Annotated in this window: 15 protein-coding genes; 12 read left to right on the top strand and 3 right to left on the bottom strand. The window is 59.1% G+C overall.

Annotation, left to right across the window (positions count from 1 at the left end):
- Window positions 1-185 precede the first annotated feature (185 nt).
- The 3 genes from L0A91_RS15255 to L0A91_RS15265 form a co-directional block, all read right to left on the bottom strand.
- Complete coding sequence (locus L0A91_RS15255; protein ID WP_235245188.1) at window positions 186-1,568, bottom strand: hypothetical protein; 1,383 nt, start codon at window positions 1,566-1,568, stop codon at window positions 186-188.
- Between the two features lie 89 nt (window positions 1,569-1,657).
- Window positions 1,658-2,062, bottom strand: a complete 405-nt coding sequence (locus L0A91_RS15260; protein WP_235245189.1) for a hypothetical protein — start codon at window positions 2,060-2,062, stop codon at window positions 1,658-1,660.
- 722 nt (window positions 2,063-2,784) lie between these two features.
- Complete coding sequence (locus L0A91_RS15265) at window positions 2,785-3,768, bottom strand: site-specific integrase (RefSeq protein ID WP_235245190.1); 984 nt, start codon at window positions 3,766-3,768, stop codon at window positions 2,785-2,787.
- Window positions 3,769-3,988: 220 nt separating this feature from the next.
- Between L0A91_RS15265 and L0A91_RS15270 the strand changes: the two genes are divergently transcribed.
- From L0A91_RS15270 to L0A91_RS15325, 12 genes are all read left to right on the top strand, one after another.
- Window positions 3,989-4,309: a hypothetical protein gene (locus L0A91_RS15270; protein WP_235245191.1), complete on the top strand. Its 321-nt coding sequence runs from the start codon at window positions 3,989-3,991 to the stop codon at window positions 4,307-4,309.
- Window positions 4,306-4,554 carry a hypothetical protein gene (locus L0A91_RS15275; RefSeq protein ID WP_235245192.1) on the top strand — a complete coding sequence of 83 codons (249 nt, stop codon included), beginning with the start codon at window positions 4,306-4,308 and terminating at the stop codon, window positions 4,552-4,554. Before L0A91_RS15270 ends, L0A91_RS15275 begins: the two co-directional genes overlap by 4 nt.
- Window positions 4,555-4,896: 342 nt before the next feature.
- A complete protein-coding gene (locus L0A91_RS15280; protein ID WP_235245193.1) occupies window positions 4,897-5,148 on the top strand; it encodes a hypothetical protein in 252 nt (83 codons plus the stop codon).
- Between the two features lie 598 nt (window positions 5,149-5,746).
- Complete coding sequence (locus L0A91_RS15285) at window positions 5,747-6,970, top strand: type IV secretory system conjugative DNA transfer family protein (RefSeq protein ID WP_235245194.1); 1,224 nt, start codon at window positions 5,747-5,749, stop codon at window positions 6,968-6,970.
- 524 nt (window positions 6,971-7,494) lie between these two features.
- Window positions 7,495-8,103, top strand: a complete 609-nt coding sequence (locus tag L0A91_RS15290; RefSeq protein WP_235245195.1) for a replication-relaxation family protein — start codon at window positions 7,495-7,497, stop codon at window positions 8,101-8,103.
- Between the two features lie 135 nt (window positions 8,104-8,238).
- Window positions 8,239-9,282, top strand: coding sequence for a site-specific DNA-methyltransferase (locus tag L0A91_RS15295; RefSeq protein WP_235245196.1), 1,044 nt, complete (start codon window positions 8,239-8,241; stop codon window positions 9,280-9,282).
- Window positions 9,275-9,883 (top strand): antirestriction protein ArdA, encoded by a 609-nt coding sequence (locus L0A91_RS15300; protein WP_235245197.1) that lies wholly within the window; start codon window positions 9,275-9,277, stop codon window positions 9,881-9,883. Before L0A91_RS15295 ends, L0A91_RS15300 begins: the two co-directional genes overlap by 8 nt.
- Window positions 9,884-10,030: 147 nt before the next feature.
- Window positions 10,031-10,294: a type II toxin-antitoxin system VapB family antitoxin gene (locus L0A91_RS15305; RefSeq protein ID WP_235245198.1), complete on the top strand. Its 264-nt coding sequence runs from the start codon at window positions 10,031-10,033 to the stop codon at window positions 10,292-10,294.
- Window positions 10,295-10,483: 189 nt separating this feature from the next.
- A complete protein-coding gene (locus tag L0A91_RS15310) occupies window positions 10,484-11,671 on the top strand; it encodes an XRE family transcriptional regulator (RefSeq protein WP_235245199.1) in 1,188 nt (395 codons plus the stop codon).
- A complete protein-coding gene (locus tag L0A91_RS15315; RefSeq protein WP_235245201.1) occupies window positions 11,580-12,104 on the top strand; it encodes a recombinase family protein in 525 nt (174 codons plus the stop codon). The genes L0A91_RS15310 and L0A91_RS15315 overlap by 92 nt, the downstream gene beginning before the upstream one ends.
- On the top strand, window positions 12,101-12,295 hold the full coding sequence (locus L0A91_RS15320; RefSeq protein ID WP_235245203.1) for a hypothetical protein: 195 nt from the start codon (window positions 12,101-12,103) through the stop codon (window positions 12,293-12,295). Before L0A91_RS15315 ends, L0A91_RS15320 begins: the two co-directional genes overlap by 4 nt.
- A gap of 23 nt (window positions 12,296-12,318) precedes the next feature.
- A complete protein-coding gene (locus tag L0A91_RS15325; RefSeq protein WP_235245204.1) occupies window positions 12,319-12,642 on the top strand; it encodes a recombinase family protein in 324 nt (107 codons plus the stop codon).
- Window positions 12,643-13,141 lie beyond the last annotated feature (499 nt).

A 13,141-nucleotide genomic window follows, 5' to 3' on the forward strand; every position in this document is an offset into this window, starting at 1 on the left:
ATGCACGGCTAATTTCGCCCCATTAGCAGCCATTGCAACCGGGAACTTATAGAACCCGTTGCGGTGCTGAACGGGTAGAGACAGCCCTGACTGTAGGAAATATCCATTCGCGAGCCACGAGCCAATGGCTTCGCGAGCCTCCAATTGAGAATCTAGATCAACGGAACGAAGCGCCGCCGGTAGTTTTAGCTCGTCAAATTTGTCTTTGAACATCTATTTCGCCCACTTCTCGAAGCTGAATATTCTAACTTGGAACTGCGACTCTTTCGAACCAACTTCCAGGAGTCCCCGCCAAAGCCATCCAAGACCTTCGAAAAGGTGTCATCGACGTCGAGATCAGCATGAACAGCTAGATAGTGCCGTGAGCCATCAGGCGCAAGAAACCACTGATCTAAGAACTCCTCTGGCAATCCTTTCTTAGTCGCTAATGCAAGCCCCTGCTCAATTCTAGCCACATCCACAACAGAAGCACCATCAAACGCCGGCCTTGCGCTCTCGGGGCCAGCGATCCTCCCGAAAGAATATTGTCCACTGACAATAGCTAACCTGGAGCCGACCCTCAAGTCCGGCTCGCGAATTGCTCCATTGAGCGCGCTAACTGAAGAAAGGACATTCTCCCACTCATGAAGTAGATCGGCTAAGGCGTTCTGCCAAGGGCGCAACGTCCGAGACGGAAAGCCCGCCAGAAAACCGTCACCCGCCGTTTGAATCTGGGTAGTGCCTGCTCTTCGCGCCATGCGTTCGAAAGCGAGTAATACACTCCCGCGGAAATGTGTTTCAATTTCGTTGACCGTAAGGTTGAAGGTATGCATGTTCTCGCGCGTGTATTTAAGAACTTTTCCATAGCCAGCTAAATCACCCACCGCTAAGATGCCCTGCTCGTCATAGTGGAAAGCGCTGCTAGGCACGGAGATACTTGAATCAGATATGCGCGTCCGCTCTCTCGGATCATCTACTAGTCGCTGAATGTTCGTCATGATGGGCTTACCCCAGGGCGAACGGTGGCTTCGACCATGTAGCTGGCTAAATAATTCCGGCGAATCTTCGACATCATCGAGCGGCAGAAACACGAAACCGTGCATGGCTTCAGGATCAGCTATATTCCTGAGGCAGCTCCGATCAATTGATGTGACTAGAAAACGTTCAATTGAGAACGCCTTTACGACGCTGGGTGTTCTTGGTGAGGACTTGATTTCAATAAAGCCCGGTATGCGTGTCAGTTCGACATCACGTAGGCCTAGCGTGTATGCCATCTGTTGGACTTCTGCCTCCAAATCGTAATTGTTGCAGGTTGATTCAATAAGTCGCTTCAGAGACCCAACGGTAGTAGGAGGCGAAAATTTCATCGGCACAGGAATTGCAAAGTTAGGCAGACACCAGTAGCCGACGTCTAAAGCCTCGCCTGGGGATCCTATGAGAGGATAACTTGCCTGTTGCATAACCAGGTAGGTGCGCTCGGCGCCTTCCACTCGCACTGCTAGCTCGAGCGTAGCAAGATGCCAAACCGCCGCCAGCGTGCCATCGAGTAGCTGACTGTCGGGATGGTCAGCTTCGAATATCTGATACAAGGGTCACTTGACCATATCGGGCAGTTCGAGCACGTTGCTCGCAAAGGTGCGTCCACGTACAACCGTATCGCGATTGATGGCAATCTCTTCTAGCCGCGACATAGATATCCAAAGGATGGTGCTTCAGTTGTTGCTCCAATGCTCCGTGCGCTGCGGTACTCGAAACGGTATCCGGTATAGCTATCTGAGGTCTTCGAAAACTTCAGCGAGTAATTGAGGCCAATTGCATCGCCTAACTCCAGAGTTCCCCGCGGGAAGACGTTGTTGATATGGTCGTTCAGTGCCTGTTGGTATTCATCGCGCTTGTCTGCCAAAAGGGCATCAAGCGCCTTCTGGACGTCGAGAAGCGTTGATTCAGTGTCGAGGGCTGAGAGTGCTTTCTTTGTGATGGGGTCGCTATCTAGTATAAGTGACGAATATGGAAGCATCCACTGTTTCCACGACCCATCAGCGTGGGGATCTACTAGCAACACGTCATCATCGTCATTGGTCACAACGAAAGCGCATGTCAAGGCTACCCTGCGCGGCGCAGAATCCCCCAAGGCCTTAGTCGTGTCGTCGTCTTTGGTCCACACTGCGTCCATCTGCTTCCTGTCTAATATGTTGTTGGTATTGTGCGGCTGACTATTCCTAATCTATATGTGCGAAGCGAGCCCGTCAATAGTTGAGGCGGAGATGCGGTGTCCGGGACGAAAGAACTGTGGATCGAACGCATCCATCAGATTCGGCAGGGAACCGTGTTGTCTACGCTGCTGCATATCACCAATAGCAAGACACGCAGCGGGAGGAGGTTGAGATGAGGAAGTGATTACCGTCCACACGGTGACTTGTTTGGCTGAAGAGGTCATGGCGGCGCGTAGTCTATGAAGTCCGTCTACGACCATGATGCCATCGCGAGTCTGCTCGCAGATGGGTCCGCAATGCATAGAACTGCCTATTGTTGCAGAGGCTGATGTCTGACTTCTGGGTTCTTGTCTGACACGCACTGGACGAAAGTACTCGATATTCGACTCTAGGTAGTAGCCCGCATATTCCTGCGCGCTTCTGAGTCGATCCATCGTGTAGCTTGACACGGGAGTCAATAGCACCCGGGGTGACACTGTCTGGAGTTGCGTCTGACATGCGCCGCCAATTGGAAAATGGAGTTGGTAGGAAGCCGCCAGAGACTTCGCCATAGCACGAAGTTCATCATCCGCCAGCTGAATCAATGGTCCTGTCATTCCTTGCCACCGTAGACCGTGTCTGCCAAATGTTGAGCCGCGACTTGAAGTGCTCTGCTGGTTTGATCAGGTAGTGGTCTCGCCTCAAGAATCTGAGCTCGCATAAGGCGGTAGAGAGCATCGAAATATTGTCCGGATCGAATGCTCTTCTTGGCCTTAACTATTAGCGCCCACCGGTCGACTGTGCCGTCAGTAGGGGTAGTTGGCATCCACGTGGGATTTTGTAACACTCCCGTATAGTCGAACAGAATTCTATTTTTAGACCGATGCCGGTTCGGCGCAAACCTAGTAGTGTTAAAGAAGATGTCAAGGTGGAGGTTTGAGGGTTCGAGACGAACGTTGATGCCCATCCCGTATCCGTCCACAAGTCTTGGCTTCCCGGCTAAGAAGTCTGTCGCCAGCCAGGATTGAAGTGTTTGGAGCTCGCCTGAAGCGAGTTCCACGAAGACTGGATCGCTACAAATGACGAACAGGTCTACGTCAGAGTCCGTCTGTGGCTTACCGGCTCCGTGTGACCCGCCCAGGGCTAGCCCTAGTATGCCGTGCTGCTCCGCTCCGCGATCGAAGATTTGACTGACTATGGGTGGGAGATCATTCATTGAATCTTCCCTATCACGAAGCGCGCTTCGTTTGCTGACCTGCCGGCATCCCACTGGAGGGCTGGTGGTTTCTGCGCAGGCGCGGTTATCATTGCCATTCAGCTTGTCTTTTAAAAGTCTGAGTGCCACACCACGACGTCGTATGGTGTTTTCGCTGTAGCCTCGGCGGCGAAGCAAGATCGTGTATTGGCGGACGTCCTTATCGGATATAGCGAAAACGTCCTTCTCTTGCTTGACTGCCCACTCAAACCAATCCTGGATATCCCCCCAGTACGCGCGCGCAGTGTTGTAGCCATAGTCAAGCAAGAGGTCCTCGCGTAGGTCGAAGAACCGTTGCCACGACTCGGGGATCTCGTCCGGGTAGGCAGGCGCGAAGTCCATCTCGCTTTCCGGATACCTGCTACCCCTCATGCCTGTGGATAGTAGTGCCTAGACCCCGGTTTGTGTCGGAATCCGACTGGGACACAGGGTCTTGGTGTTATCACGCTTATGCTTGCAACCTCCTGACCAGGCGTTTTAGCGTCGTTCTCATCACCTTCGCTTCAGAAAGGTGGTCCGAACGGCAGTCGGCGTACTGCTCCTTGGCCAGGAGGCTAGCCCCATGTCCCAGATCCAGCCCTACACCTCGAACTCCAGCCCCGCACTTTTCTCGCGTCAGTCTCGTGAGGTCTCGCGCATCGTCAACCGCAGCGAACTGGCGGTCATCAAGACCGCGGCAGCCGCTCACGAAGCGGATGCTCGGCTAGATGCCATCGACCATATTGCTGGCCGGGCGATGCAAGGCGTCGCAATGGTCAGCCAGCTAGAGCAACAGTTGGCCCAGACAGTCCCCATCGCCGCTAGCCGCTTGCAGGCCGTCGGTGACATCCACGCCCTCGCCAGTGTCAACGAACTCAACGGCTTCTCTCGGCGGTTGAAGTGAGTACCTCCGACGCGGTCATTGGTGGCATCGGCGTGGTGCTGCTCATCGTGGCCATTGCGGGGCTTGCGTTCCTACTCTGCATCCCCATTCGCTCCGACCTGCGCCGCCGCGCCAATCAGCGTGAGCGTCTGCTGAGCGAAGCCCGTGTACAGATGCACACCCATGAAGCCATGAGCCGCTTGTACGAAGTCGCCCGCCAGGCCCAGAGCCAGCGTCCACGCTCACGGAACGACTCGTTGTGGTGACCGCGGACCAGGGCGCTGGATCGATCGACTGGTCGGTGCCTGCTTCGGGCTCCTGCTCGCAGCGATGGCGCTCTGGTTCGCGGTCGAGATAGTCCAGTCGATCTGGCTGTGGCTGGCCGGATCGGCAGCGGTCGTTTCGTTGGTCTGGATCGGCATTTGGCGACGGACTCGCTGGTGAATTTCGGCAGGGGTAGGGCTGTTCCGGTCGCTGTTGTGGAATAGGCAAACTCTCTTGACCGTCCCGGATCGTGGACGCATAGTGAAGCACAAGCCATTGTCCCGAATGTTGGACACATAGGCGGAAAACCCCATTAACGCAGTAACCACCGAAAGGAGGGTCTAATGATCATACCCAAAAACAGTGAAGACCTAAGTAAGAACCACGACTTCAAGAGCGCTCGTCGCCAGACCCGCAAGCGTGTACCTCGATCTGTCTCTCGCCCTCAGCGACGAGGTAACGATCGGCACCTGAGCGTGCGCGGCGAACTACGCAAGCAACCCGACACCGGTCGCATCGCCGAGGCGCTCGTCGCGTGGGCCATCGCCCAGGCCGAAGCCGAGGCTGCTCAGCAGCAGGAGCCGACCAATGATTGATCTCGCTCATATCGGTTCGTTCACCTGGACACGTCTGTCGCTGCCTGCGCCAGTCACGCCCGAGACCACCAAGCCGCCTTGCAAGCACTGGCTGGACTGAACGGTCAGCCCCGCGTCGTCCTCGAAGCCGAGGGCAACGCGGGCGTGATCTCGTGGCGCTTAGGTGCTGACCGCGCGGTGATACCTCGCATCCTTGCCGCCCTACAGGTGGTGCTCCTGGCCTGCGCACAGCAAACGAACGCAGCGCGCCAACGGCATCAATGTTGCAGGCAGCCGGAGTTCACCTACCGGGACATCGGCAGCGTCCGGTGCAATCGGATCACATCGAGCCCGTCGCCCGTGCCGTACTCGGTGCGCTGTCGCAGGCATCTCGCAATGAGCGAGTTCGGCTGCAGGTGATCCTTGGCCCACGACGTCGGCCACGTCGCTTGAGGGATATTGAGCCGGACATTCGCCGTGACGCACGGGCCAGGTACGCCCAGTACCGCTTCGGTGCAGTCTTCGTATCGCTGCCAGTGCGGCGACTACGGAACGGACGAGTCGTCTCGTAGATGGCGTAGCTGCCGCACTACGTGGCCTCGAAACGCCCGGTGCCCGTTTGGCTCTGCGACGTGCATCGACAGGTTCTTTCGACACCGCTCGGTCGCCCTATCTCTGGCCACTCGAACTCTCGATTGACGAACTCGTCCCGATGCTCGGCTGGCCCGTTGCGTCGAAACCAGACGTCGAACTGCCTGGCGTGCCTTCGCGACATCCTGTGCAATTAGTCGCAACCAGTGAAGTGCCGAAAACGGGACTTCGTGTCGGCCTCAGTTCGCTCGATGCCACGCGCCCTGTCGCGATCAAGCCAGTCGATCTCTTGCGGCATCTCCATCTGCTGGGGCCGACCGGTGTCGGTAAGTCCACCGTCATGGGCAACCTGGCGCTCCAAGTCATCGAGGCCGGACACGGCGCGGTCGTGATCGACCCGAAAGGCGACCTCGTGACAGACCTACTCGGTCGCATCCCCGCATCCCGACGCGACGATGTGGTGGTCATCGATCCAACGGACCCGTCCCCAGTCGGTTTGGCAGCACTCACTCCACAAGGCCATGTAAGCGCCGATCTGTTGGCGGACACGGTGCTAGGGATCATCCACTCACTGCATGCCAAGTCCTGGGGCCCACGCACTCACGACATCCTGCACGCCAGTCTGCTGACCCTCGCCCGACGAGGCGATGCATCGCTGGTGATGGTGCCGTTACTGCTGACGAACTCCGGCTTCCGGCGATCAGTGACTCAGCACGCTGCGAAGGCGGACCCACTCGGTCTGGGCTCGTTCTGGGGCTGGTACGCAGGGCTCAGCGCTGCCGAACGTGAGCACGCGATCGCACCTCTGATGAACAAGCTACGACCCATCTTGCTCCGCCCTGGTATGCGCGCTGTCCTTGGTCAACGCCGTCCGCGCTTCGACCTCAGCGATGTCTTTACCAAGCGACGCGTAGTCCTTGTTTCGCTCAGCAAAGGCACCATGGGCCCGGAGGCGGCACAGTTACTGGGATCACTCGTCGTCGGACTGCTCTGGCAGGCCGCGCTCGGTCGCGCCGCCGTGCCGCAGAGCCAGCGCCGCCCGTCGTACGTGTTTATCGACGAAGTGCAGGAATACCTGCGGCTCCCTGGCGACCTATCGGATGCACTGGCTCAGGCTCGTGGCCTCGGCGTCGGATTCGTCCTGGCGCACCAACACCTCGGCAACTCTCGACACCGGTCCGTGAAGCAGTGCTGGCCAATGCCCGCTCCCGCGTCGCGTTTCAGCTATCGGCCAAAGACGCCCGCGACCTGACCACCAAGACCGGCCTAGTAGCGCCTGAGGACTTCGCGGCACTTCCCAAATTCGGTGCATACGCCCAACTGCATGTAGACGGCACGCAAGCGCCGTGGTGTTCGCTGGTGACGCAGCCGCTACCCGCCGCGACTCAGACTGTGGCTGCCATTAAAGAACGTTCACGACAGCGATACGGGCAGCCCCTCGACGAAGTTGAACGCGAACTGGAAAGCCTCATTGATATACCGCAACCCCCTCGGGCAACCCACTGGGACGAACCTCGCGGCGAGCCAGTTCGACAACAGATGGCCCCAATTCTGGAGCCCGGCCATGAGTCGGCGCGTCGCCTACATCCCAGGTGAGGGGCTGCCGCTCGGCATTCCGTCCGAACAGCAACACGAATCGGCATCGTCACAGGTCAACGGCTCAGAAGCCGATATACGGGGGACGAATACTCCGCCTCTCCGGAGTCCGCTACACCCGAACGTGAGGCACAGCAACGCCGCGTCAGTCGTAAACGTCTAGGCTCACTTATTGAACAGATGGTCGACCGTGACCATCAGGTCCTGCGCACCATTGCTGAGCACCGCTTCGTAACATCAATCCAACTTCAGCACCTGATCTTCACGACGCACAACAGCGACGCCTCCGCAGCACGCACAACCCGCCGCGTGCTGTCACGGCTAGAACGCTGGTCACTCATCCGCCAACTGGATCGACGTGTGGGTGGCGCTATCGGCGGCTCCTCACCACGGGTCTGGCAACTGGCTCCAGCCGGTGCCCGGTTGGTGGCTCATGACGGCGCAACATACCGAGTCAGCGAGCCCAGCCTGCGATTCCTGCGGCACTGTCTGGCCGTCGCAGACGTGCATGTGCTCCTTCAACAGCACCGCGCCATTGAGGCAATCGAAGACGTAAAGGTAGAGGTTGAACCGCAGTCGTGGCGACGCTTCACCGGCCTCGGTGGCGAGCCGCGCTGGTTGCAACCTGACCTGGCGGGGACCGTTCTGACCGCTGACTACGAGGACCGCTGGTTCATCGAGGTGGACCTGGGCACCGAAAGCCTGCCCGTATTGCTCCGCAAGTGTGGCCACTACGCGGACTACCGAGCCAGTGGTCAGGAGCAAGACCGCCACGCCAGTTTCCTCTAGTGCTGTGGCTCTTCACGGATCAGCGCCGAGCCGCCAACCGAGAGCTGCTGTCGCCAGAACGCCGCGACTTACGCCCGAGTTGTACCGGTTCGCCACACCCAGCACCATCGCTGAAGTCCTGAGCGGAAGCGCATCATGAGCCGCCCGACAGACACGCAGATCGAGCGCAACACCACCATGCTCGGTGACGTCCGTGCCGTGCTGCCCACGCTGCCGACAGGCTCGGTAGACACGGTGGTCACCAGCCCGCCGTACTTCCGGCTCCGCGACTACGCGACCGATACCCAGATGGGGCTGGAATCAACGGTCGAGGAATGGGTCCGTGAACTCCGAGACATCAGTCGGGAAATTGGCCGAGTAATCGCCCCACACGGCACGTACTGGCTCAACCTCGGCGACGCCTACAGCACCCACAGCCGCGAAGGTGCGCCACGAAAGAGCCTGCTGGGCGCACCGGAACATCTACTGCTGGCCCTGATCGATGACGGCTGGATCGTGCGCAACAAGATCGTCTGGGCCAAGCCCAACCCGATCCCGAGTAGCGTCACCGACCGCCTGGCCTGCACCTACGAGGTCATCTACCTGCTGACCCGCTCACCGCGCTACTACTTCGACCTCCACGCCATCCGCGAACCACACAAGTCAAGGCCCGAAACCAAGGGCAGCACCTCGCAGCGACCGGGAGGACGTGACGACCAGACCCGTCCTGCCTGGTTGGGTCCGAACGCCGACGGCGACCAAGGACTGGCCAGCCTGAAACGGCGAGGGCTGGCTGGTCATCCCTGGGCAAGAATCCGGGAGATGTCTGGAGGATGGCCACCAGCCGTTACCAAGGGCCCACTTCGCGACCTACCCCGCATCGCTCATCGAGCGCATCCTACGAGCCGGCTGTCCCGAGAAACGTTGCGTCCAGTGTCGTCATCCCTGGACACGGCCACTTCAGCGACGGGGCGACTCTGCAACCCGTCTGCCTATCCGACCGTCCTGCGACTGCGACGCCGAGTCAGAGCCGGGGCTAGTGCTCGATCCCTTTTGGGTGCTGGCACCACGGCCTTGGCTGCCGAACGGCAAGGCAAAGACTGGCTCGGCATCGAACTGAACCCTGACTACATCCGCCTGGCCGACCAGCGGCTGACTGACGAACGAAACACGACACCGAAAGGAGGTGACCATGAATGAACACGACCCAAGAACCGAGAAAGCGACAAACCCCGAGCGGGAGCAAGCACCAAGGCTGCACCCGAAAGTCTGGATCGGCTCCTGGGCCGACTACAACGACGGCCGACTACACGGCAACTGGTGCGACGCGGCCGTCGAAACCGAGACGCTCTGGGCAGATGTCCAAGCCATCCTGGCAACGAGCCACGATCTGGCAGCAGAAGATTTCGGCATCTTCGACCACGACGGCTTCGGCGGCTACCAGCCGGGCGAATCTGACCAGCTGGAGCACGTCGCCACGGTTGCTCGTGGCATCGCCGAGCATGGCCCAGCCTTCGCGGCCTACGCCGAACTGCACGACGGAGACCTCTCGATGCTGTCCAGTTTCACCGACGCCTACCTCGGCGAACACGAATCGACCGTTGCCTGGGCCGAAGCCTTCATGGACGAGTCCGGTGCCAGGGAGACCATCGAACGAATGGCTCAAGAACAGGTCGGGGACCTCGCGCGATACGTTCACATCGACACTGAGTCGTGGGCTCAAGACGCCTGGCTCTCCGGCGACGTGGCAGTTGCCCATCGGCCAGAAGGTGGTGTCTGGATCTTTAGCAGCAACCCATAGCCCGGGCGTCCCTCGTCGAGGGACTGCAGCCGCTCGTTCGAAACCGCAGCGGTTCGGCGGCTGCACCACCCCGAGGAGGTGGCTCACCGCTATGGCATCTGTCATGGCTGGTGAGACAACACCCTCAGAAAGGCAGGTCAGAGTCTGATGAAGACCCTGGCAATCCGACTAGAGGACGAGCAACACGCTCTCCTCACGCTCCTCGCCAAGCTCAGCGGCGAATCGGTCACCGACGTCATCCGCGTCGCGATCGAGAGGCAACTCGAAACCATGGCAGCCAACCCAGAGCTCTCGTCCAAAGCGGACGAACTCACGGTGGTCATCGATCGAGAAGCAGCCGAGCAACGCGCCGCTCTCGCGCAACTCTTCGGGACCACAGCGCCACCGCGCAGTCGTTCCAAGAGTCAGTAGAGCAAGGGCGGGAGTCCGGAGGATTGTAGCCGCGCTATCAAAGCGCGGCTCTCCTCCGGCTCCTGCCTATCTAACCCAATAAAGACAGATAATCCTGTTGTGGAATAGTGAGATATCGTCCACAAATAGGGACAAATGCAATACAATAGAAACCATGGTCAACTTTATAGAACAAAGGATATCCTAAGAATGACACAACCGAATTCGAATACCCCACCAAAGACAAGTTTCGGACACCTTATTCGTGCCGCCCGAGAGGCTGCAGGTCTGAGCCTGCGCGACGTGGCTGCTGAGGCCGACGTCTCGAAGTCCATGCTCGGCAAGCTGGAGCAAGACGAGATTCAGTCGCCCAACCCCCGACTACTCGAAGCGCTGGCTCCCACGCTCGGCATCGAACTCATCGATCTGTACAGCGCCGCGGGCTATGTACCCGCCAAGGGCCTGCCGAACTTCTCGCCCTACCTGCGCAGCAAGTACCGCGACCTCCCCCAGAAGCACGGACCGAGATTGAAGCGTCGTTCACCGAGATTGCCAGCCGCTACGGCATCGCTGAACGCGGCCCGGCACCTGGCGAAGACGAATAAGCGAAGAACAGCAAAAGAAAGGAGGCTCCTCATGAACCACTCAACAACACGCCCAACGTCATACGTATCGATCCTTAAACGCGTCCGGGCACTTGCCCCGGTTCGTGACTGCACCTTTGCTGAGTCGTTGGTCATCGCCGAGCGTCAAGCCACCCGACTAGCGGCGCTGCTGACGGGTGACGCCAGATCAACCGACGGCATCCAGACGCACCACATCGATGGACTACCTCGTATCCGAGTTGTTTTCGAGGCGGCGCTGCCGGTGAGTGGCATGAGCCACTGGAACGGCCAAGAGTGGGTTGTCACCATCGCGGGCCGTGACTCACTGGCTCGCCAGCGCTTCACGATGCTGCACGAGTTCAAGCACGTGATCGACCACGGGGCGACGAAGCGGCTGTACCAAAGCACCAAAAGCAGACCGCCGGACAGCAAGCCGAAATGGCCGCCGATTACTTCGCTGGCTGCGCACTGGTCAGCAAGCGCGACCTCAAACATGCATGGGGCTGTGGCATCCAGCGACCGGCCGACCTGGCTGCCCACTTCAACGTCAGCGAACCCGCCATCCGCGTCCGACTGGCGCAAACCGGCCTCGATGTCATCGCTGATAGCAAACCGGTTAGCAGATGCGCTCGACCAGTTCGAACGCCAAGGAACGAAGCGCAGATCTTCCGCTACGCACCACCTCACCGAAGGAGTTACGCATGAGCACAGCCGCAACCGAGACCGCCATCTTGCCGATGGCTGTTGTCTATCTGCGCGTCAGCACCAGGGAGCAAGCCGAGCGCGGCGGTGAGGTCGAAGGCTTCTCCATCCCCGCTCAGCGGGAGGCGTGTGTCCGTAAAGCCGAAGCACTCGGCGTGCAAGTAGTGGCCCAATTTGTCGACGCCGGTGAGAGCGCCCGCTCAGCTAACCGTCCTCAACTCAAGGCCATGCTCGACTTCGTCACCGAGCACCGCGTCAAGTATGTCATCGTCCACAAGGTCGACCGATTGGCCCGCAACCGTGTCGATGACGTCGAGATCAATCTGCAAATCACGACGGCAGGTGCCCAGTTGGTCAGTTGCTCAGAGAACATCGACGAGACGCCGAGCGGAATGCTGCTGCACGGCATCATGAGTTCGATCGCTGAGTTCTACAGCCAAAACTTGGGCACCGAAGCCAAGAAAGGAATGCTGCAAAAGCCAAGAGCGGTGGCACCCCCAGCAAAGCGCCGTTCGGCTACATGAACACTCGTGAGCGCACCGACGAAGGCCGCGAAGTGCGGACGATCACGAATGACCCCGAGCGAGCGCACTGGGTGCCGTGGATCTTCGACAAGTACGCCAGTGGAGACTGGACCGTCGTCGCCATCCGTGATGAGTTGAACCGCAACGGTGTCAGCACATTGCCCACACCCAAGAGGGGAGCCAGCCGATAGCCATCTCCCACGTCCACAACATCTTGAAGAACCGCTACTACGTAGGGGTCGTGACGTTCGAAGGCGTGGAGTACAAGGGTAAGCATCAAGCGCTCGTCAGCGAAGAGTTGTATAAAACCGTTCAGCGCATCCGGGCCGAGCGTTACCAGAGCGGCGACAAGCCTCGCGTCCACACCACGTACATGAAGGGATCGATCTTCTGCGGCCAATGTGGTCATGGGCTCTCGTTCGAGAAGTCGCGAAAGTCAAGGGTGACCTATACGAGTACTTCTATTGCCTCGGTCGTCAAGGCCACAAGAACGGCTGCACCTTCCGTGCCACGCAAGTTCACGTCGTTGAGCAGCTGATCGAGGACTACTGGCAGACCGTCACGCTGACGGAGCACGCCGTTTCGGAGATCCGGCGGTTGACGCTGGAGCACATCGATCTTGTCCTGCCGAAGATGAGCGATGACCGGTTGGCGGCTGAGGCCGAACTGACGACATTGAACGAGCAGAGCCATAAACTCATGACGGCACACTATGCCGACGCCATCTCGTTGCCAGACCTGAAACGCGAGCAAGCCACCATCGCGACCAGACGGGCGCTCGCAGAGCAGCGCATCGCAAGGGCGAATACCGATTCTGACCTGGTGCGGGCCAAGTTGGCTATCGCTTGTGAACTCTTGACGCGTGCGCATGAGCAGTACGTCGGCGCACCGGACAACCTGCGACGCACACTCAACCGGGCTGTCTTTGAGCACATCTACATCGACGAAGACGGCGTGACTGGAAGTGACCTGACTGAGCCATTCCAACGACTCATGTCTGACTCGCTGGCCGACGATCTCAGGGTCGAACGGCGACG

Source organism: Ornithinimicrobium sp. INDO-MA30-4, from assembly GCF_021535045.1.
Lineage (GTDB): Bacteria > Actinomycetota > Actinomycetes > Actinomycetales > Dermatophilaceae > Ornithinicoccus.